Below are 23,138 nucleotides of genomic sequence, written 5' to 3' on the forward strand. Positions count from 1 at the left end.
GCTAAATCATGAGAGTAGATAAAGAAACATTGCATAAACTAATATCAAATAAAATGCATAAAGCAGGACTCACCAAGGAAGACGCTGATGCTGCTGCAGATGTTTTAACGTTTGCTGATCTTCGTGGTGTGCATTCGCATGGCGCAGTTCGTGTTGAGTATTATTCTGAACGTATTGCCAAAGGCGGTATTACCACTCATCCTAACATTAAATATACAGAGACTGGGCCAGCTAGCGCAATATTAGATTATGATAATGGTTGTGGTTTAGTTGCAGCAAAAGTGGGTATGGAAAAAGCGATTGCTATGGCTAAGAAAAATGGTGTCGCAGTCGTCGGTATCAAACATATCTCTCACAGTGGTTCTCTTGGTTATTTTACCGAAATGGCAGCACACCAAAACTTAGTGGCTATTTCGATGTGCCAATCTGACCCAATGGCAGTTCCTTATGGTGGAGCTGAAGAGTTTTTTGGTACCAATCCTATTGCGTTCGCAGCACCTAGCGCCGACGGTCGAGTCATTTCATTTGATATGGCAACAACTGTACAAGCTTGGGGAAAAATTCTTCATGCTCGTTCTAAAGGTGTTGATATTCCATCAGACTGGGCGGTTGATGCGAATGGTGAACCGACTACCGATCCACATAATGTGAATGCATTAGTCCCAATAGCCGGTGCAAAAGGTTATGGCTTAATGATGATGGTTGATGTGCTGTCTGGTATTTTACTTGGTGTACCATTTGGTAAAAATGTCTCCTCTATGTATGCAGATTTATCTAAAGGTCGTGATCTTGGCCATTTACATATTGTCATTAATCCTGAGTTTTTTATTGGTCTAGAAGTATTTAAAAATTCAGTTTCAACTATGTTAGATGAGTTAAAACAAGTTAAGCCAATGAAAGGGGTAAAAGAAGTATGTTACCCAGGTGAAAGAGGCAAAGCTCGAGAAGATGCTTATCTTCGTGATGGTATTGAAATTGTCGATGATATTTATAATTATTTGATCAGTGATGATATTCACTTCAATCGTTATGATCATAAAAATAAATTCGCTGAATAATTAAGATAACAATATTAATCTCTAATCCTGCATTATTGGGGTAGGTAATTTGAGCAAGAACAACATATGTCGAGTTAGATTGCTTATCCCATATATTATCAAGTAAATTTTCAAGGTAACAATAAATTAAATAATGTACTAATAAACATCTGACATCAATACGATGTTCTATTTGCTATAACTGTTATCTAGAAATAACGTAATACCATGATTAGAGTTCAAGTGTATCACTTAATAAATTAGGATAGCTTAGTATATGAATAACGAAAAAGCATTAGCAGTACCAAATAAATATTGGGTTAAAATCGTCATTATTTTTTTCCTCGGTTGGTTTGTATTTATGCAGGTAGATCTGTATTTAGCCCTATTATTGGTGAAATTAAACAAGCTTATGATATCGACAATGCTCAGGCGGGCGGTATTATGAGTCTATTCTTTTTGGCTTATACTATTTTACAAATCCCATCGGGTATTTTAGGCGATAGAATTGGTCGCAAAAAGGTTTTAGTCACCGGTTTTATTCTATATGCTGCATTTATTACATCGATTTTTTTTGCGAATAGTTTTTCAGTTTTTATTTTACTATGGATGTTAGCTGGCGCAGCACAAGGTAGTTATTATGGGCCTCAATATGCTCTATCTACCGAAGCGATCCCTAAAAAATGGATCACATTAGGGAGTGCTGTTATTGGTAGCGGTATGTCTTTTGGTATTGCTTTTGGTTATAGCTTATCAAGTATTATGACCACAAAACTACATACTTCATAGAAAATCCCGTTTGTAACGGTGGCGATTCCTATTTTAATCGTTGCATTACTGATGATGATCTTTGTTAAAGAAAATATTATTAAGAAAACACAAGAACAGGGCAATGCAGACTTAGCTAATGTTCATAAACCATCAACGATTGAGCAAATTATTTTATTATTTAAAAATCGTAATTTAGTACTCGCCTATATTACTATTTTCTGTTCAATTTATGGATTCTTTGTGATTATTACTTGGTTACCAAATTATTTAGAAGCTGAACGAGGTATGGATAAAACTGAAGCAGCTAGCTTGGCATCTATTGTGCCTTGGATATCGATAATTGGGACCTTGCTATGTAGTTATGTTTCAGACAAATTAGGTCGCCGTAAACCAGTCGTATTGTGTATGTTACCACTATCATTAGTCGCTATTTTCTCTATTGTTTATTCTGACTCTTATACCGTACTTATCGGTGTGTTAGTGTTGTATGGTTTTATTGGTAAAATCAGTCTAAATCCAGTATTAATTGCTTTAGTTGCTGATAATGTACCGAAAACTTCGTTAAGTACTGCATTTAGCTTATATAACTGTATTGGTATGTCGGCATCGATTTGCGCACCTTATGTGACTGGATTAATTTCTGACAACTCAGGAAGCTTAAATAATGGTTTCTATTTTGCGGCATTAATTACAATTATTGGTATTATTGCCATGTTATTTGTGAAAGAGGGTAATCAGACCAAGTAACTTACACTATTATAAATAGAAGAGAGCATACTCTAATTATTGATAATCACTTTATTGGTGGAGTGATTATTCGTAATTAGTTAAAGGGATATTATTATCCCTTTTGTTTTTTAGAAATCTTTAATTTTAAAGTGTTTTTTTACTATATTTAGATCTTTCAACAAGATTTTAACGAACCTATTCTTTAATTTACTATTGCTTTATTTAGTTGAGAAAGTTGTCTCGTTATAAACTATAATCTTGTAATAATATGTTACTTAACAGGATGATGGCGTTACTTTGAATCAAGGATGTTGGTAGTCAAAGTAGTGTATCAGGTGGTTAGCAACTGTCATAATCTATTAAGTATGATAGGATTATAACCAGTTGTTTATTTAACTAATTAAGGAGTAGATCATGATGAAAAAAATTCTCTTTTTACTTTTTACATTATCTTTTTCAATAAGTGCATACAGTTATGAGATGCGTCAAACCGCTGTAAAAAGCGAGTCAATGGATAAACAGTTGAAGGTCACTGTTGTTGTACCAGACTCTTATAATACTAATGCCGATAACTATCCTACTATTTATGTTCTACATGGTTGGAGTGGTAATGAACAAGATTGGGTTAAAAACAGTGATATAGCAAAACTTGCCGATCAGTATCAAGTTATTTTAGTAATGCCAGATGGGGATTATGATAAATGGTATATTGATAGTCCAGTTGATAAGAATAGTCGCTTTGAAACTTATATTAGTCAGGAGCTTGTAGCTGCAATTGATCACGATTTTAGAACGATTGCCAGTAAGAATGGGCGAGCTATTACAGGATTGAGTATGGGTGGATTTGGGGCACTTAATATTGCTGTGAATCATCAAGACCAGTTTGGTGCGGTTGGTAGTATGAGTGGTGGAGTTGATCCTCGTGAATTCCCTAAAAACTGGGGATTAGAACAGGTATTTGGTAATCATGTTGATAACGCTAAATTTTGGGATAATAAAGCAATTATTAATAATGCCCATCATTTTATCTTTTCTGATATCGATATAATTATTGATTGTGGCACTGATGATTTTTTTATTAATTCAAATCGTCAATTACATAATAAATTATTAGCATTAAAGATTCCTCATGATTATATTGAACGTAATGGCGGTCATACTTGGAATTACTGGGATAATGCTATTAAATATCAAATGCAGTTTTTAATTGATGCACTCAATACTAAGCGAGCATTGCAATTATTGCCTCAGTAGCAATAGTGTTTTTATGCTAAATTAACACTATACAGCAATAATTTAACGAATAATCGACTCGATTATCATTTTGATATATTAAGCATGCCATTAATTTGGCATTGCTTATTATTGCTACTTGACCGCACCAAATTGTTAAATAGGATCGTTATTTTTTATTTTACTCAGTACAAAATAAGCTATTCCACCCACGATAAAACCAATTAATCAGGTCAAATTAACCTCTAAAAAGGCGAAAAAGGCGCCAATTAGCATTGCAATAATCGCAATTTTATTCACGCCAGCATATTGACCATCGCTTTGATATAATGCTTTGATGTCAACTTGTTGTTTACTGAGGATATAATAATCGACTAATAAAATAGCGATGATTGGACCAAGAAACGCTGAATAGATACGAATAAATAGTTGCAAGCTAATTGCATTATCATTTTCTACAAGTAGCCATGGAAAAGATGCAATCGCTAATAATCCGGTGATAATGACAGCGGGTTTATAGTTTAATTTTGTTAATATACTAATGACATAAGCGGGTGCAACAATATTTGCAACCATATTTACGCCAATAACGCCAAGAATAATAAATATTGATACGATCACGGTGATATATTCATTTTGTATAACAAGAGGAAAGGCTTCAACAGGATTGACTATACCCGTAACCGCAGCTAGCATCGCCCCGATTGTAAGAACAAAACCATATGCGATCAGGATCGGAATAAAGTATAGAAATCCGCGTTTTACATCACTAACACCTAATTTGAGTTCACGTGAATAATCTGAGGCACTTAAGAAAATTGCTGCATAATTGCCCATAAAAACCATGATAAATCCCCAAATTTAATTCCCCATGTGCCTTCAGTATGTAACCAATTTTGACTTACCACATCACTATATTGGGTCAATAAAATAATAAAGACATAAATTAAAGCAACCATAATGACAATTGATATCAACGTTTCAACCCATTTTATAGAGTGAAAACCATATAACGATAAAATAATTTGAATTACTTGTAGTATTAAGAAACAGACAAAAATATTATCAAATGAGCCATGTGTCGCTATTTTTACAATCTCATTCAGTGCGGTTCCACCAATCCAACTTTGAAAACCATACCAAACAATTGCTGGTATTCCTCTCATCAGTGAGGAGACGATTGAGCCTTTGATGCCAAATGACATTCTTAATTGGATAACATAAGGGGCACCAGTTCGATAACCAAAACGATCATTTAATACGAAAATAATGGATATGATTGATATTGCAATAAGTGCAGCGACTGTTGTTTGTAAAAGGTTGATTGTTGCAATTCCCGCTACAAATAGTGAAGCGCCTAACGTCATATTACCTAAATTAACACCATCGGCGATCCACATACAGATATAGGTAAAAGGGGGGATTGTTCGTTCAGAATTGTTTTTAGGAAAGAGGGTGCGATTAGTCTTAATAGTAATTGAATCCAACTTTTCAGTCATTCAGGAATATCCTTGTGGCTAATCGTATAAGTAAATCAGTATACTGTAATTGTTTCGATTTTATGTTTTTTTATTTATCAAGTTGTGATGTAACACAGATAATTGATCATATGTTATATGATTTAAAGGGATTTATTTAACAGTATGTATTATCAAAAAAAGTACAATAATCGTTTATAAAACAATTATTTTATTATAATTTACTTATTTTTGACTTAATCTTTGCAGACTTAACAATTTGTTAAATTGAATGGTTTTATGCTTTATGGGATACTTTGCCTACATTATTAAGGAGCTTAAAATGAAAATATTAAAAATGTCAGGTTTAGTTGCTGCGATTGCTTTATTGAGTGCTTGTGCTCAAACTCCAGCAGAAAAAGCTGCAGAAGCAAAAGAACATGCTCAACAGTTATTAGAAACACAAATCACTTTAGCGAATGAGTGTGATCCACAGGCTGCAACATTAATGCAACAACTTCCGACTGCCAACAGTTTACCTGCGGCTCAAAAAATCATGTTTGAAAAAGAGTACTACGCTAAAATTAATAACCCGACTTTCCAAGCGTGTTATAACTTAGCATGGAAATCATATAAAGAAGAAAACCAACTAAAAATTGCCAGAATGCAAGAATGGAATGAGGCACAAGAATTAGATTGGGATAATGGTATGTTCTTTAATGGTCCATTTGGTTACTGGTAATAGCGGTAATCACAGTAAGATGCAACTAAGCGGATAATGATTTATCCGCTTTTTTTATTTTCACTGTCTCATTTTTGTGATTTTATTAAATAATATTTTTTTAAGTTATTATAAATCAATTAGATAAATTTATTTTGAATTAATACTTATTGCTCCCTTTATTATACCTATCGATTACTTATTCTCTATTTCCTATATTTTCGATAACAATTCAAAAATTAACCATTTGATTTTATTTATTTTATTTTTATCTATTTATTAATTCTTCAAGCGTGACAGTTGTCTCAAAAATAATACTATAACATTTTCATTTATTTAGGTTTTTTATGGAAAAAAACTATTGCTATTGATTTTTATTTGATTAAACTCGTCTAAGTTTGATTTTCAAGTAGGTGAGTAAAGTGAGCAAGATGAGTAATAATATGATGAAAGAGAGTAGCACATTATATTTTGAGCGTACTGTTTTTAGAACTCCTACTATTTATTTTTAAGTCCTCCTTATTGGGGGATTTTTTTTGCCTGTAATTTGTATCTTAATACGTAAACCAGTGAGAGATTATCATGACAAATAAAGAAATTCTATTAGCAAGCCGTGATCAAAGTTTAAAAGCTTTTTTGATGAAACGCATTAAAGATAATGGGGGGTGGGTTAATGCTCACATGCATGCAGATCGAGCCTTTACCATTACAAGAGAAAGTTTTGATGTTTACCAAAAGCAAACCTTAATGGAAAAGTGGGATACACTAGATCGTATTAAAGCGGCAATGACTGAAGACGATTATTATCGCCATTTTAGCATGGCGGTTGAACGTATGATTGAACAAGGTGTTACTGCCATGGGATCATTTATTGATATTGACCCAATCGCACAAGAACGAGCCATTCGGGCAGCACTTCGTGCCAGAGAAAATTATAAAAAAGATATTACGATTAAGCTGGTTAATCAAACCTTAAAAGGGGTAATTGATAAAGAGGCTCGTTATTGGTTTGATAAAGGTGCAGATTTAGTTGATATTATTGGTGGTTTACCAAGAAGAGATGAACGTGATCACGGCGCAGGAATGGGATTAGTTCATCTCGATGTGTTAATGCAAACCGGTAAAAAATTAGGTAAAATGGTTCATGTTCATGTTGATCAATTTAACTCACAAGATGAAATTGAGACTGAACAGTTGACAGATAAAACTCTTGAACATGGGATGCATGGTAAAGTTGTTGCGATTCATAGTATCTCGATTACGGCTCATAGTTTAGAATATCGCCAAAAACTATATAAAAAAATGAAAGAGGCACAAATGATGGTCATTGCGTGTCCTTTTGCTTGGATTGATAGCCCAAGACGTGAAGAGCAAGGCCCAACGCGTAACTCATTAACTCCCGTTGATGAATTAGCAGCAGCAGGTATTCCGGTTGCAATTGGGACTGACAATATTAGCGATTATATGTTACCGTTTTCAACAGGAAATATGTGGGAAGAGTTAAAATTATTGGTGACTGGATGTCGTTATACTGATTTAGATAATGTGATTAATGTTGCAACAAAAAATGGCCACCTTGTTTTAGGAATATAGAAATTATAGGTTAATTAATGAAAAATACAAAAACGCCTTTTTATAACCCGTTATTAAGTTATGAAGACAATTATCAGCAAGGTCCTTTTGGTGATTTTATGCTATCACCCAAGAATGTGACTGAAATGAAAACACCATCACGTTTCTTAAATCGAGAGGTTAATTTACCTTTTGGTATTCCTGCTGGTCCATTATTAAATGCTAAATATGTTAAAGCTGCGCTCGCTTATGGTTTTGATTTATGTGTCTATAAAACAGTGCGTACTAAAGCGCATAAAAGTCATCCTTTACCTAATGTGTTATCAATTCATCCAAAGGGTAAGCTGTCACATAATTTAGATATTGTATTGGCAGATACTCATTATGAATCGCCAATTTCGATAACTAACTCATTTGGTGTACCTTCATTTAATCCCGATGTATGGCAAGCGGATCTTGCTGATGCGGTTAATGCAGCGAAAACAGGTCAGTATGTCATTGGTAGTTTTCAAGGTACTCCTGGTAATGAAGCAACCATCGAAAAAGATTATGCTTTGGCCGCTCGTCTTATTGCTGAAACTAATGCCCCTATTTTAGAGGCTAATTTAAGTTGTCCTAACGAAGGGGCAAATAAGTTACTCTGTTTTGACTTTGATAAAGTTGAACGAGTAGCTAAAGAGATTAAAAATGCGGTTCCTGATAGACCGCTATTTTTAAAATTGGCTTATTTTGCTAATGATAGTGATGTAATGCCATTATTAAATAAACTTCATGGTGTGGTTGATGGATTCAGTACGATTAATACTTTATCAGCTACGCCCGTTGATAAAAATGGCAAACCTGCATTAGGTGCTGACAGACCAACTGGAGGCGTTTGTGGTGATGCTATTCGTTGGGCTGGCCTCGATATGGTTGCACGCTTAGTTCGGTTACGTAATGAATTAGCGAGTCAGTTTACTATTATTGGTGTCGGTGGTGTATGTAGTGCTGAGGATTATCAAGCTTATATTAATGCCGGTGCGGATGCTGTCATGAGTGCAACGGGTGCAATGTGGAATCCACGGCTCGCTTTTGATATTAAAAATAGTCTTAGCAAATAAATTGATTACTGTTAGTATAGGGTCTGGCAATGAGAAAAATGGACCCTTATGCTAACTTATCGTCCTGTCAATCATTATGATTTACCGCTATTAGCGACATTTCCCCAAAATGAAGATGAGCTTTATTTTTGTTATCCTAAAGGGATTTATCCATTTACTCCTGATCAGTTAATAGATATTATTAGTCATCGCTGTTACTCTACAGTGATTGAAAAAGAGGGTGTTTTGGCTGGTTTTGCTAATTTTTATCAATGGCAGCATCAAGGTTTATGTAAAATTGGTAATGTGATGGTAAATCCAATTTTCAGACAGCAGGGTATTGCGCGATATCTATTATCAGTCATGATCAAACAAGCTGTTGATATCTTTCAAGCTAAAGAGATTCAGGTTTCTTGTTTTAATACAAACACGGCTGCTTTATTGTTTTACCCTAAAATTGGATTTTTACCGATTAGTATAGAAGAGCGTTATGATAAGCAAAATCAAAAAATTGCTTTGATCCATTTTAGTAAAATTTTATAAATACTAATTATTAACTGGAGATATCATTATATGAGCAAATTAAATATTGTTGCAATTTTTACTATTAAGCCAGAGTTTAGTGCTGAGTTTAAAGTTGAATTTAAAAAAATTGTTGAAGGTAGTCGTAAAGAAAAAGGCTGTATTCAATATGATTTAAATCAAGATGTAAAAGATCCGAATACATATATTTTCACAGAGAGTTGGGAGTCCAAACTCGCTATTGAACAACATAATGCTGAACCGCATTATAAAGAGTTTGCTAAATTTGCTGAGGGTAAAGTTGCTAAAAAAGTTGTGCATATCATGACGCAGATCATCTAATTTTATACTAGAATAATATGTTACAGCAATTTTATAACGAAACGCCCAAAAGGGCGTTTAACGTTTCAGTCGATAAGGTTCATCCATAATGATAAAATCTTTTTCATCTAAGGCATCCACTATCCATTCTTTGACACCTTTTGTTTCGCAAATCAGATTAATATAGTTAGATAATACTGTTGATGTTTCTATCGAAAAATTTTTAAGTCTTAAACACATTGGTGCGTAAAAAGCATCGGCAATACTAAATTGATCAAATAGATAAGGTCCCCGAGACTGTTTTAAATACGAGGTTAAACAGTTATCTAAAAATCTTATTTGATTACATACCTCAGGATTGTCTCTTAAAATAATTTGCCCAATTTCTGCAAAGCTTGCTTCAATATTCATAGGTAAGTATTGACGAATAAGCTGATAACCAGAATGCATATAAGCGACTAAAGATCTTGCTTGTGCTCTTTGTGCAATATCTCTTGGCCATAGTGCATATTCAGGATGTTTTTCTGCCAAATATTCACAAATTGCTAACGAGTCTGTCACGATAGGACCATGATGATCAATAAGAATAGGAACCGTACCATAGATATTTAGTGGTAATACAGTTTTCTTGAATACTGAATCATCAGCAAAGCTGTCAAAACGAACCAGTTTTTCATGAAAAGATAAATCAAAATGTTTCATAATGACCCAAGGACGCATGGACCAAGTAGAGTAGTTTTTATTACCAATATAAAGTGTGTAGTCCATATTTTATCCTTTCTCAATTAGCTGCCAAAATACTATACAGATAGTTTTAATTTATTCTAATACTTCAACTTTAAGCACTCTTGAATCACTACGTCCAACATCATCAACGACTAATAATTTAAATAGACCACTTTTTACTGGAATCCAGTACATCGATTCATTAGCCGAATTACTGCCAATAAATTGATTATCAACAAACCAGTAAAGTTGTTTTACATCACCATCAACATTAGCAGTGAACGTTATTCGTTCATTTTTTTGATTATTAACCCTAAACTGATATACCACATTTTTAAGCGGCGAAGTAATTTTAGGTGGTTGACCATAGAAAGTTTGTGATAATAAACAGTGTGAGCTATCTGGCGGTGTTTTTTTCGGTATACCTGCTTTGGCAAAAATTTGAGCTAAATCAGATGGCCAATATTCAAAAACTTCGCTATGAGTTGTCTGTAAATTATAAGGCGGGCAGGCAACTTGACCTGTTTGGTTATCGATCATCACTGGACGGTAGATATTATCCACGGTGATCGGCGATACCCCAGGAATAAACCATGATTTTCCTTTGACTTTACACCATTTAGTAACAAGATTCCCGCTTGCTAAACAGATATCGACTTTTTTTAAATTCTGAGGTGGCTTTTGTTCTAAAATTTTATTATTAGGGTAGTAGGCATTAATCGCATCAATAATATTAAAAAATAGCGGTGTAGCTGCATCTGCGCCAACAAAGGCATTATTACTGGCTCCGTCAAAATTACCTAACCATACGATAAGTACATACTGTTTGAAACCACCCGCTGTCCATGCATCTCTGAATCCCCACGAAGTGCCTGTTTTCCAATAAATAGGGATCGCCGAGCTCTGTTTTTTGTATAAAATATCTTGCTTACGGGTATTTTGTAATAACATCTCTTTTGTCATAAAACTAGCTTCTGGACTAATCACTTGTTTGGCAAGCGGTTTTGAATCAGTTGAATTTGCCAATAATTGTAGTGGTTGCCATTTTCCTTGGTTCGCTAATATTGCATAAAGGCTCGCTAGCTCTTGTGGCGTCACTTCTCCGCCACCAAGTACCAATGCTAGACCATAATGACTTTCAGATGCTAAATTTTCAATATGTGTTTGTTGTAAAAATTGATAGAAAGAGGGGGTTTTCAATTTTGATGCAACGTAGACGGCTGGAATATTACGACTACGAATTAATGCTTCTGTCGCCGAAATTGGACCTTTAAAATTATGGTCAAAATTTTCTGGTGTATAAAAGCCAAAATCAGTTTCGACATCTTTTAAAATCGTCATTGGATGCAAAATTCCTTGATCGATTCCCAGAGCATAAATAAACGGTTTTAATGTTGAACCCGGTGAACGTTTGGCTAATGTACCATTCACTTGTCCTTGTATCGTAGCATTAAAGTAATTAGCTGAACCAACCATTGCTTTAATTCCCATACTCTGGCTATCAACAAGCAATACTGACGCATTTTTTATCCCTTTTAACTGATTCCGCTCGATAAAAACATTAACCTGATTTTCAATAATTTTTTGTAGATTACTATCCAGAGTCGTTATAACTGTCGATTGAGGCTCTGTTATTAATGATTTTTGTATAATTTGGTTAATAAAATGGGGAGCAATAAATGGCAATTTTTCTGGTTGACGCATAACTAGCGGCTGATCAAAAAGAGCTGAAATATTATCATCAACAGGAGTACTTTCTTGCCAGCGAACAAATAGACGATTTCGGGCATTCACTAATGTAGTTCCCGCAATACCCGTTAATTTATCAATCCGATAAGTTGGTGATTGTGGTAAGACCATTAATGTCAACGCTTCGGGTAAATTGACTTGTGATGGTGGTTTATCAAAATAAATTAATGATGCAGCACCAATACTTTCAATATTTCGACCAAAAGGAGCATAATTTAAATAAGCTTCTAATATTTCGTCTTTAGAGTACATCATCTCGAGTTGAATTGCTCTGGCGATTTGTAGCAACTTGCCATCAATCGTTTTCGTATTTAGTTTGAAGTGCATCCTAGCTAGTTGCATGGTAATCGTTGATGCACCTTGACGGTTTCCACCACCAAAATAGGTTGCCCAAAATGCTCTAAATAAGCTAAACGGATTGAATCCTGGATGATAATAAAACCATTGATCTTCTTGTAGTAATAGCCCATCAACAATATAAGGCGATATCTCTTGTAACGGCGTCCATAAACGATAGCGATCATCATCAGCTAAGGTGACTCGCAGCAGTTTATGATTACTATCATAAAACGTCTGTGAAAAAGTTAATTCATTTGAAAGTGGTGGGTGGGGGTAAAGTCGTACAACCGTTAGCACTATAGCAAGTAGTAGCAAGGCAACTAAACTATTTTGATAGCGTTTGATTAACTTAAACAATAGTGACATAGTAATGTATTTTATCTGCAAGATAGAAGGGTACTCAGTGAGTACCCTTATTATTATTTATTGTCTTGGTAACACAGTTATTGTAGCGCCACCTTTTGATACAGCTTGAATATCACGATCGTACATCGCTTCACCGAATGCTGATGGTACAATATATTGTCCCACATTCGTTGCTTTGATTTGATACATGAAGGTTTGTGTCGTATCGTTTTCTGTTGAACCATAAATGATGACGCGATCTTCTCTGACATCAGTATAATCCGGATACCAAGTATAGTTACCCGTCGCTATTGGTGATATCCAGTGGTGCCCCGTATCCTCATCATAGTACTCTTCATCTTCTCCATCATATTCGCCTTCATCATCGTAATTATCTTGACTGCTCGTAATCGGTTGTTGAACAACTTCAAAGCCGCCAGGTAACAAATCAACAATAGCAAGATTGGTAGCGCCTTCCTCGGATAACGTACGAATTCTTACTGTGACATTAACGGTATCACCAATTGTGACGCTATTAACTATATTACCTTTATCATCAGTGAATTCACGATAAACTTCTAAGCCTTTGGTAATTGGTTGTTGTTGTATCGTTTTATCAAAGCCTTGTTCTGATAATAAATACCATGCAGGTAAGCTTGTTTGATTATTAAAACTAAGGCTATTAATATCAGCAGTAAATGTACCTTTTGCTAACAATCCTTTTAACTTAGCAATTGTCTCTAGTTTATCTGATTGTTTACCCGTAATGGTTAAGCTATCTGCTGTTAACTCCGTAGAATAAGCATTTGCCGAATAACTATCTAAGGCTAACATCGTCATTGCTGAAGATTGAGTCGTATAACGTCCTTGACCTAGCATTAATACCATATTCTCGAGTGCTTGAGCTGGAATATCTTTGGTATGTTCAGGGAAGTGTTTAGCGATCAGGTAAATTTTACCTGCATTCATCACCAATGGATCATAATAATAGTTGTTCCACCAAGCATTATCATAAGCTTTAGATAGCTCTTTCCACACAGGTTTAAATAATTTATTAGCCTCTTTATCCATTTTTAACATCTGATAAGACGAAGCTAAATAAAGGGCAGTTAAATCACTTTGCCACCATTTACTTTTACTCGCATTAAGGTCATCCATAATTGATGCAAGATAACTGGTAGTAACTTGATTTTGTCGAGTTAATAAATAGATTGCATAAGCTCGTAAACGTAAGCCATATTGATCGGTACGCCTTGATGAAGCGACTTGAGCAATATAATCATTTGCTTTAGTTAGCATTTTTGTTGGGATAACTTGCCCAGCGTCTTTCGCTTCTAACATAAAGGTAGTGACGTATAATGTGATAAATGGGTCAACATTATAAGTGGAATACCATAAGCCAAATGCACCTTCACTATTTTGTCTAGTTTGCAATGTTTGGAACAGTTGCTCTAATTGGGTCGAATTATTTTTAACTAATTCAAAATCAGGGTATTTGCTATTAATGATTAATGGCATCGCCCGGCTCACAATTTGCTCAGAACAGTAGTGAGGATAATCAGCTAAATAGGTTGCTAGACCTTTACTTAAAATAAATGGTGAAAATGAAACAGAAGCCTCACGAGTGCTAAATGGTGCATACATTTCACGCATTTTATCAAAACTTTGTTGGCTACCATCCATACGACCCATTATCGTTTTTAAACGATATTGAGAAGCAGGGCGCACAGATGTACTGACGTTACGAACAACCGATTTATCCCCATAAGTTGCTGTGAAACTAAAATCACCACTACCTAAGTTTTCAGTCGCGCGTAACTTAAATTTTAATGTGCCTTCTTTCATCGCACCAAGCGGAATTGTTTTGCTCGCTTCATCAAGTATTAATAACTGTGGTGATGTTTGTAGCGTAACAGTGATAGGAACAGCGGCTGTTCCAATATTTTCTAAGTTATTAGCAACACTTAAGCTTACTTCAAACTCATCATTTGGTGCAACAAAATAAGGGATATTCGGACTTAGCACAAAATCGTTACGTACTGTCGTCGTAGTTTGCGCATTACCCATCGTCTCTTTACCAACCGAGACGGCCATGATACGAATTTTGCCATTGAAATAATCAGGAACAGTATATTCAACGGTTTTTTCTCCATCGACATCAATAATACCAGACCAATAAGCAACAGGTTCATCAACTTTACGTCTAAATGGATTTAAATGACCAGATAGCTCATCAGATAGCTCATCAGCATCACCACCTGGCGCTGATAAATTCAATAATTTGCTATATTCAGGTAGAATTAAATCCAGTATTTGTGATGTTCTGACCGATAATGCTTTTTTACGAATAAATTCATTGAGTGGATTTTTTAATTTATATCCAGATACTTGTAAAATACCTTCATCAACGGCAAAAATAACCACTCGCTGTTTACTGTGGGTTTGTAAAGTAATCGGTAAAGTCTCACCCGGTTTGATTTTTTCAGGTGCGCTTAATTTGATATGATCATTAAATTTATCATTAGAAATTTTAAATGGAGCTACGGCATAGCTTAACGGACTCATAAAAATTTCGTCAGAACTTGGATCTCGAATAAACTGTACATTAATGTAAGCATTACCATCAACATTATCAGGTACGGTTATCTTCTGTACCGAACTTGTTGTGTCGGTTTTAAACCATTTCCAAGCATAAACTTTATCACGTTCTATCGTAATAATCCCACTACCTGTATAAGGTGCCGTAATTGAGACTTCAATTTCATCTCCTGCTTTATATTGGTTGTCGTTAATTTTTAAACCTAATTCAGCATTACGATCTAAATTTCGTGTAACATTGGCGGTACCAACAACTGAGTAGTTAGTTTGGTAAATAATTTGGCCACTTTTATTTTTAAGTTGCAAAATATAATTACCAGGCTCTTCATTAGCAATTTTATAATTTGTTGATTTTTCATCAATAGTAAAAGGGGTCTCTGACAATAAGATCTCTTTTGCCTTTGACTCATATTTATAAACACCTGATGGTTGTTTAACCAGGACAGAGAGATATTTACGTTCCAATTTAACAAGTGTTAAATCTGTCAGTGATATTTGCTCTAGATTTGAATCAATCGCAATCAGATTGATGATTCGAGTTGAATCCTTTTTAATATAATCAAGTCTTCCATCAACTTTAGAGCCAACTAAGTATTCATTTGGTGAAACAAAAACAGATGCTGTTGCAGCTACACTGCGACCACTATCAGGTTCAAATACCTCAGTAAGAACTTTTGCGGTATAGTTACCTTCAAAACTGCCCGTCGATAGGTCTAAATTAGCGATACCATTTTCATCAGTTGTGGTTTCTTCAACAGCAATATTAAAGCTCTTTTGATAACTGTTTAAGTATTGGTAGAATGCGTAGTTTTCATACTTTTTAAAGTATGGCGCAGATGGTTCTAAATAGAGCTGGGTTTGTACAATACGATTTTGCGCTGGTGTACCAAATAGGTTTTTAGCTTCTACCTGCCCAGAGAGCGCATCAGGATGTATCCAACCTAATTTTGATTCAGGTAATAATTTTAAGGTAACAGTCGTTTTATCTGGCTCAAATTCACGAATCACAACAGAGGTTGAACCTAATAGTGTACGATAATCTTCATTTGGATTTTTGAGATATAAGTTTACAGACCACTCACCTGTTGGTGAAGCGTATTGTGTTTGATAAGACAGTTCTACAAAACCATATTCATCAAGTACTACAGGCTCGGTTTTAACTCGATTTGATTTAGCATCATAGATATCCGCTTCAAGTCTAATTCCATTAAGTGATTTAGACCAATCTTGAGCACGCACAATCATACCAATATGGAACTTATCACCTGGTCGATATACACCACGATCTGAGAATAGATGCGTACGTAATTCCCCACCGTCGATAGTTTCGTAAATTCCACCTACATCGAAACGTGAAAAGTTTAGTTGACGATCATAACTAGCGATTGGCAAGAATGATAAATCTTGATTTTTTTCGACAACAAATAGTAGCGGTTTAATACCTTGATAGTAATCAGATAGCGGGTCAAAATGGACATGCCCAGTACTATCTGTATATTGTGAAGTTATTTCAATACCATTCACACCTAAAACGGACACTTTTGCTTCTGCAATTGGCTCTCCGGTGCGGATTGATTGCACAAAAATATCCTGTGATTGGTCGAGTGATTTTTTGTTAATAATTCCCATATCGGTAACAATAATGAAGCGGGAACTATAATAATCAAATGACTCTTTTTTATTGGTTTGATTATTACCGTATAAACGAACGAGGAAAACACCTCTTATCTCATTGCCATTGACATCTTTTTTCAAATAAGGGCTGATGTCAATATCACTATATTGAATCGAATCTGCCGTCCCCGAAATCGTCTTCGTTACACTATACTTTTCAACAAAATGTTCACTATCAATATCACCAAAATCCATCCATTCAAAATCATTTTCATTAAATGCAACTAAATGTTGTAATTGTGATGGAATGACTCGCTCTATTTCTAATTTTAATTTAGACATATTACGCGATACGATTGGGATTTTTTTATCGCCACTTAAAGATAATAATGAGCCCTCGGCCGCAAAATTCATAATAGCGGGATACATTGGTACGGTTCTTACATCATGATATTTACTTGTTAAATAGTATCCACCATCAGAGACTAATGGTTGATTAACTTCAATATACAGTTGTGCACTTTGGTTAGCTTTAAACTCAAAAGAGACCTGGTTTTGATAATTCTGATCAGTTTCAATTAATTTTAGTGGTAATAACTTAGAATTTTTTAAGTCAGTCTCATTGACATTAATTTTTGTCTTATACGTGTGATCTAATTCATCATAATAGCGTTCACTATAGACTCTAATCTTATTTTTATCTTTACTCTCTGGTAATTGCCATACTTTAATTAGTTTGGCTAACTCTTTAGCATTAACATTATAGTTAAAAGAAACTGTTAGGATTTGACGCATCTCTTGATTATTTACTTCAACTAGAGATAAGTCGAAAGCGTTAATGTTTAAATTATATTTGCTTGGTATTGCAAGTTCGCTTCTTGTTTGCTCAGCTGTCGGTGTACCGCCAAGCTCAGAACGAACGCCTTTATTGATATGTAAATTTAAAATACTTTGATTATCAGGTAAATCAATTTGCGAACTTTTCACGTAAGCAATAGTATTTTTGTCATTGTATGTGGTCGTAAAATTAATATTCTTTTTAAAGACAATTTCTTGACCAACCTTATCATAAAGACCTAAAGTTAGCTGTTTTTCAAAGGTATTTTTATCAACGGGATGACTGAAGTGAATTTCAAAAATACCCATCTTATTATTCGGATTTGTTGGATCTTGATATAGTTCTTCATTATAGATTGAATAGCTAAAATCTTGAGTAGTGAATGAATATACCGATGTGTTTTTATCGAGGGTATTATGTTCACTAAATAATTTATCAGCATCCAAGCTTACAGTATATTTAACACCAAGTGGCCATGGATTGGTTGGTTTAAATTGAATTGATTTATTACTATTCCATCGCCATTCCCCCTCAATATTCGGGGTAATTGATATTCCGTTGGTAATCGTTTTATTAATTAACTCTAATGGGGCTGGGGAACGATTATTACCATTAAAATAGATATTAAAAGATGAGTTACTATAGCTTGGGCTATCATAATTTGCATAATAGTTATTTACGACGATTGGTGCAGGATCAATTGGTTTAGGTCTATTGAGATACCAATGGTAGGCATAATTACCTGAAAAATAAGCGATAACGGCAAGAATAATAACACTACCTATTAGCGTACCATGATTTTTGGCTTTTACACGGACTGTATTATAGATTGCTTTTGTTTTAGGATACCATTTTGGGGTTGACCAATTTAATTCACCAGTAATGGGACTTAGTGCCCATAAAATCGCTCGTAATAGCACTAGTAAAAAAAGTATAAAATAGAGGCAAGCTTCCCAAATAATAGATAGAATATAGAAAGGTAAGCGTAGCAGTTGACGTAAAAATCCCATTGTAATCCCCAATACTATTATAGTTATTATCTAGCAAAATAATTTTATTATTGAAATATGAAAATTGTGTGAAGGTAACTAATCAATTATTATTTGGAATAATTAGTCTCTTTACCGTATCTGAATAATAATATTATTTCCAATCATCAGTGACCTTTTATATAAAATTTATGCTTATTTTATATAAAAGGCATTATACTGTAATTAGAAAATAACATAAAATATTATTTAGTTGCCGTAAATACTGCTCGCATAGGGGCGCTATATCCCTCGATTGTTTTACTATGATCATTAGGATCAAGAAAATCGATAAGGGAATCTGATGTCATCCAAGCCGTTTTGCGCTGTTCTTCAAGACTTGTAATTGAAATATCAACAACATTAATATCTTTAAAGCCACATTTAGCCAGCCAATTCATCATAGTCGGTACGGACGGAATAAAATAAACATTACGCATTTGTGCGTATCGCTCGCCGGGTACTAATACTTGGTGGATATCACCTTCAATGACTAAGGTTTCTAAAATTAGTTTGCCACCAGAGATAAGTTGATCTTTCAATTGGTAAAGATGATCTAATGGTGAGCGCCTGTGATATAAAACACCCATTGAAAAAACAGTGTCAAAGGCGTTTAATTTCGGCATGTCTTCTATACCGATAGGGATAAAATGAGCTCGTTGGTCATTACCTAGCAATTTACGAATGGCCTCAAACTGACATAAAAATAGCGGCATCGGATCGATACCCACTGCCAATTTTGCACCAGCCCCAATCATACGCCATAAGTGATAGCCACTATTACAACCGACATCTAATACAGTGTTGCCTTCTAAACTGCCGAGATGAGGAAGTAGCCTCTGCCATTTCCAGTCTGAGCGCCACTCTGCATCAAGCTCTATATCATAGAGGGAAAAAGGACCTTTACGCCATGGTGAAAAAGACATTAATAAATGAGTAATACGTTTTAGTTCGCCTTCAGATAATGGGGTAAGCGTTTTAGCACTTATATTATGTAATAGATCGACAATATCTGGCTTTAGATTAGGAAGCAGGTCAATATTGTTCTGCCATTGATTAAAACGGCTATCGATATTCTGCTTTTGCCAGATTGCTAACTGAGCAGGTAAGATTTCTAGCCAAGGAGCTAGCTTATTTTTTGCAATAATCTGATAAAAATTACCAAAATCAATCATAGAAATTCCATTTAATTAGTTATGTTTAATTGCAATAATCGAACCAAAATTAAAACATTGAAACCAAGTGTTAATATGTTCAAATCCAGCTTGAACTAGTCTTTGTTTATGTGTTTCTATTGAATCAGGTATCATTACATTTTCTAGCATACTGCGCTTTTGACTTATTTCAAGTTCACTATAACCGTTGGCGCGTTTAAAATCATAATGCATATCAAATAGCAACTCATTGATAATAGTATCAGTAAAATTAAATTTTTCCGATAATACAAGTATTCCATTAGAATTCAATGCTTGGTAAATTTTATTCAATATTTGCTGTCTATTTTCAGGTGTTAAAAATTGCAGAGTAAAATTCAGTACAACCATTGAGGCATTTTGAATGGTAATATCATTGATATCCGCGCAGATAACTTCGACGGGTGTATTGGCTCTGTATGAGTTTATATGTTTTTGACAACGTTCAACCATTGCAGGTGAGTTATCTATAGAATAGATTTGGCAACCCGTTTGAGCAATATTTCGTCTAATCGATAATGTGGCGGCGCCTAAAGAACAACCTAAATCATAGATATTAGAGTCTGCGGTTACAAATCGTTTAGCTAGCATACCAATCATTGAGATAATATTTGAATAACCCGGTACTGAGCGCTGGATCATATCGGGAAAAACTTCAGCAACTTTTTCATCAAAAGTCCAGTCACCTAAACGTTCAATTGGTGCTGAAAAAAGTGAATCTTTTTTTAATTCCATAATTATATTAGTGCATATCTTTAAACTATTTCTGCTATGATATCACTTTATTATTTTTTATATGAAATTTTTATGGGTTGGTTTTTTGTAGTGGCGTTAATTACAAGCTTAATTATTGCATTTTATTTAGGCTTTAGAGTAATTAATCTATTTAATCTTCATCAGCAAGGGTATGCTGATACATTAGCCAAAAAGGTTTTTTGGGTAGTTATTCTTTTTGGTTCATTATCGTTTATTTTAAGTAGAGCATTAGCGCCTGTTTCGGATTACTGGTTGCCATTAATCGGTAATATTACGTTTTCCTTAACACTATGTTTTTTTTATAGCATTATTATTATCGATATTATCCGTTTATTTTGTTTTTTGTTATTTAAAAAAACTGTTGCGAATAATTCTACCTTTGGGTATAGCTTACAAATTTTATCTATTGTGATTGCAATCGCTATGTTTCTAGTCGGATTATATATGGCGAGTAATCCAAGAGTGATTGAGTATCAAATTAATATCGATAAACCCGCTAAAGTTGAATCGTTAAAAATTGTTCAATTATCTGATATTCATATTAGTGAGACAACCTCAAGACATTTTCTAAGAACGATGATCAAGGATGTTAATAGCTTGTATCCTGATTATATTTTTATTACGGGTGATACGTTAGATCTGCGTCTTAAACCTTACCTAGATAATAATTTCGCCGAATTATTTGCTCAATTGAAACCAACTTATGGCACATTTATTATTTTTGGAAATCATGAACATTATGGTATCGCAAGAGAGCAAAATAATTCTAATGCAGATATTATTAATGCCTTTTCATCAGGAAATATGCTCGTTTTACAAGATAATGTATTTTATGATGACAAAACAGGAATAACGATTGTTGGTCGAGATGATTATGTGGTTAATCAATTGGATAAAAGCCGCTTAGACTTGACTGATTTACTTAATCATATTGATATTAACAAGCCGATTATTTTATTAGATCATCAACCTAAAAATCTAGAAGAGCCTGAAATATTAGGTGTTGATTTGATGTATTCAGGGCACACCCATGCCGGGCAAATATTTCCTATGACATTGATTGTCAATGCGATGTATGAAAATCCATGGGGAGTTTATCAATCAACAAATAAAAATAACAATTTTACCAGTATCGTGAGTAGCGGTTATAGCCTATGGGGACCCCCTATACGATTAATGACTAGAGCTGAAATTGTGATCACTGAGATTAAATTTAATCAAGATAAAGTCACACAGCACTAAGAAAACTTACTAAGTAATAATTTTAAATATAATTTAATTTTGGAAAATATATAGTGTCTTATCAATTAATTACAACGAATGAACAATTGCATCAATATTGTTCAACTATTACAAATGATATAGTCTGTTTTACTCTGGATAGTGAATTTGTTAGAACAAAGACATTTTATCCTCAGCTTGGACTATTACAATTATTTGATGGTCATCAGGTTGTGCTAATAGATCCTTTAAATATTACCGATTGGTCGACATTGACATCTTGGTTAAATATGAATCAGATCGAAAAGTATTTTCATGCTTGCAGTGAAGATGTTGAGGTATTTTCACACCACTTTGGTTTTGTACCTTTACCTATTTTAGATAGTCAAATTTTAGCCTCTTTTTTGGATAATCCTTTAAGTGCAGGTTACGCAACATTAGTAAAAAAATATTTAGATATTGATTTAGATAAAAGTGAAACAAGAACAGATTGGCTACAGCGTCCATTAACAGATAAACAGTGTCAGTATGCTGCTAATGATGTATTTTATTTATTGCCTTTAATGACTAAATTAAAATCATTAATAGCAGAAAAAGGTTGGTTAGATGCCGCCTATGAAGAGTGTAATAATGCTGTTAAGCGCCGTTGTACTGTTGTTGAACCTGAACATGCCTATTTGCATATTAAAAATGCTTGGCAGCTTCGAGCTAATCAATTAGCAATATTAAAAAACTTAGCAAGTTGGCGTTATAATTATGCGAAATCACATGATATCGCCTTAAATTTTGTAGTTCATGAAGAGTGTTTATGGAAATTAGCGCGTTATCAACCTAAGTCTTTAGCTGAGTTATCAGCCTTAGGTTTAAAAGGTAAAGAGGTACGTCTGTTTGGTCAGCAATTGTTGTCGATTTTATCTAGACCAACTAATGATATTGAAACAATAAAACGTATTATTGACTATCCTGATTATAAAAAATGGGCGACTATTATTAAAGAGTTAGCCGGTCAAATTTCGGAACAAACGGGGCTTAGTAAAGAACTATTAGTATCCAAAAGACATATTGAACAATTTGTTAAGTGGCGAAGTGGTGATTTTTTGATCAGTAAACCCGAATTATTATCAGGTTGGAGAGGGGAGTTATTTGAACCTTATTTAAAATAAGAATAAAATAGCGAAAAAAGTATAATAGATTATATAGTATTAGTCATAAAAATAGTTCACCAGTTGTTTATTAATTTAAGTTTTAATGATATCGCATAGATAAGTTAACGCTTTATTTATAAATGT

The 23,138-nt window shown here is 34.2% G+C and carries 18 protein-coding genes; 11 read left to right on the forward strand and 7 right to left on the reverse strand.

The features are described 5' to 3' along the window. The first annotated feature begins 8 nt into the window (after positions 1–8). From allD to RHO11_01355, 4 genes are all read left to right on the forward strand, one after another. A complete protein-coding gene (gene allD, locus RHO11_01340; protein ID WVD61797.1) occupies positions 9–1,058 on the forward strand; it encodes an ureidoglycolate dehydrogenase in 1,050 nt (349 codons plus the stop codon). Between the two features lie 327 nt (positions 1,059–1,385). Continuing rightward, a complete protein-coding gene (locus RHO11_01345; GenBank protein ID WVD61798.1) occupies positions 1,386–1,826 on the forward strand; it encodes an MFS transporter in 441 nt (146 codons plus the stop codon). Positions 1,827–1,844: 18 nt separating this feature from the next. After that, positions 1,845–2,555 carry an MFS transporter gene (locus tag RHO11_01350; protein WVD61799.1) on the forward strand — a complete coding sequence of 237 codons (711 nt, stop codon included), beginning with the start codon at positions 1,845–1,847 and terminating at the stop codon, positions 2,553–2,555. Positions 2,556–2,951: 396 nt separating this feature from the next. Further along, positions 2,952–3,791 carry an alpha/beta hydrolase family protein gene (locus RHO11_01355; protein WVD61800.1) on the forward strand — a complete coding sequence of 280 codons (840 nt, stop codon included), beginning with the start codon at positions 2,952–2,954 and terminating at the stop codon, positions 3,789–3,791. 207 nt (positions 3,792–3,998) lie between these two features. Here the strand turns inward: RHO11_01355 and RHO11_01360 are convergent, their stop codons facing one another. Both RHO11_01360 and RHO11_01365 read right to left on the reverse strand, forming a co-directional pair. Then, positions 3,999–4,607 carry a cytosine permease gene (locus RHO11_01360; protein WVD61801.1) on the reverse strand — a complete coding sequence of 203 codons (609 nt, stop codon included), beginning with the start codon at positions 4,605–4,607 and terminating at the stop codon, positions 3,999–4,001. Next, entirely contained in the window at positions 4,580–5,269 is a 690-nt protein-coding gene (locus RHO11_01365; GenBank protein WVD61802.1) for a cytosine permease, read from the reverse strand. Before RHO11_01365 ends, RHO11_01360 begins: the two co-directional genes overlap by 28 nt. A 301-nt stretch (positions 5,270–5,570) precedes the next feature. On the opposite strand from RHO11_01365, the gene RHO11_01370 reads away from it, so the two are divergent. The 5 genes from RHO11_01370 (at position 5,571) to RHO11_01390 (ending at position 9,463) form a co-directional block, all read left to right on the forward strand. Beyond that, positions 5,571–5,969: a hypothetical protein gene (locus tag RHO11_01370; protein WVD61803.1), complete on the forward strand. Its 399-nt coding sequence runs from the start codon at positions 5,571–5,573 to the stop codon at positions 5,967–5,969. 561 nt (positions 5,970–6,530) lie between these two features. Continuing rightward, the gene (locus RHO11_01375) at positions 6,531–7,541 is read left to right on the forward strand and encodes an amidohydrolase family protein (protein WVD61804.1); all 1,011 of its coding nucleotides are present in this window, start codon (positions 6,531–6,533) and stop codon (positions 7,539–7,541) included. 17 nt (positions 7,542–7,558) lie between these two features. Further along, positions 7,559–8,620: a hypothetical protein gene (locus RHO11_01380; protein ID WVD61805.1), complete on the forward strand. Its 1,062-nt coding sequence runs from the start codon at positions 7,559–7,561 to the stop codon at positions 8,618–8,620. A gap of 48 nt (positions 8,621–8,668) precedes the next feature. Next, a complete protein-coding gene (locus tag RHO11_01385) occupies positions 8,669–9,142 on the forward strand; it encodes a GNAT family N-acetyltransferase (protein ID WVD61806.1) in 474 nt (157 codons plus the stop codon). A 30-nt stretch (positions 9,143–9,172) separates the two neighbouring features. Next, on the forward strand, positions 9,173–9,463 hold the full coding sequence (locus RHO11_01390; GenBank protein ID WVD61807.1) for a putative quinol monooxygenase: 291 nt from the start codon (positions 9,173–9,175) through the stop codon (positions 9,461–9,463). A 57-nt stretch (positions 9,464–9,520) separates the two neighbouring features. Here the strand turns inward: RHO11_01390 and RHO11_01395 are convergent, their stop codons facing one another. From RHO11_01395 to cmoA, 5 genes are all read right to left on the reverse strand, one after another. Next, positions 9,521–10,210 carry a glutathione S-transferase family protein gene (locus tag RHO11_01395; GenBank protein WVD61808.1) on the reverse strand — a complete coding sequence of 230 codons (690 nt, stop codon included), beginning with the start codon at positions 10,208–10,210 and terminating at the stop codon, positions 9,521–9,523. Between the two features lie 51 nt (positions 10,211–10,261). Next, positions 10,262–12,622 carry a penicillin-binding protein 1C gene (gene pbpC / locus RHO11_01400; protein WVD61809.1) on the reverse strand — a complete coding sequence of 787 codons (2,361 nt, stop codon included), beginning with the start codon at positions 12,620–12,622 and terminating at the stop codon, positions 10,262–10,264. A gap of 57 nt (positions 12,623–12,679) precedes the next feature. Beyond that, positions 12,680–18,661, reverse strand: a complete 5,982-nt coding sequence (locus tag RHO11_01405; protein ID WVD61810.1) for an alpha-2-macroglobulin — start codon at positions 18,659–18,661, stop codon at positions 12,680–12,682. Between the two features lie 224 nt (positions 18,662–18,885). Then, complete coding sequence (gene cmoB, locus RHO11_01410) at positions 18,886–19,854, reverse strand: tRNA 5-methoxyuridine(34)/uridine 5-oxyacetic acid(34) synthase CmoB (protein ID WVD61811.1); 969 nt, start codon at positions 19,852–19,854, stop codon at positions 18,886–18,888. A 15-nt stretch (positions 19,855–19,869) separates the two neighbouring features. Continuing rightward, positions 19,870–20,607 (reverse strand): carboxy-S-adenosyl-L-methionine synthase CmoA, encoded by a 738-nt coding sequence (gene cmoA, locus RHO11_01415; protein WVD61812.1) that lies wholly within the window; start codon positions 20,605–20,607, stop codon positions 19,870–19,872. A gap of 72 nt (positions 20,608–20,679) precedes the next feature. Between cmoA and RHO11_01420 the strand changes: the two genes are divergently transcribed. Further along, a complete protein-coding gene (locus RHO11_01420; GenBank protein ID WVD61813.1) occupies positions 20,680–21,870 on the forward strand; it encodes a metallophosphoesterase in 1,191 nt (396 codons plus the stop codon). Between the two features lie 53 nt (positions 21,871–21,923). Then, positions 21,924–23,012, forward strand: a complete 1,089-nt coding sequence (gene rnd, locus RHO11_01425; GenBank protein ID WVD61814.1) for a ribonuclease D — start codon at positions 21,924–21,926, stop codon at positions 23,010–23,012. Positions 23,013–23,138: the final 126 nt, after the last annotated feature.

The sequence above is a fragment of the Orbaceae bacterium BiB genome (assembly GCA_036251205.1).
Classification (GTDB): domain Bacteria; phylum Pseudomonadota; class Gammaproteobacteria; order Enterobacterales; family Orbaceae; genus Orbus; species Orbus mooreae.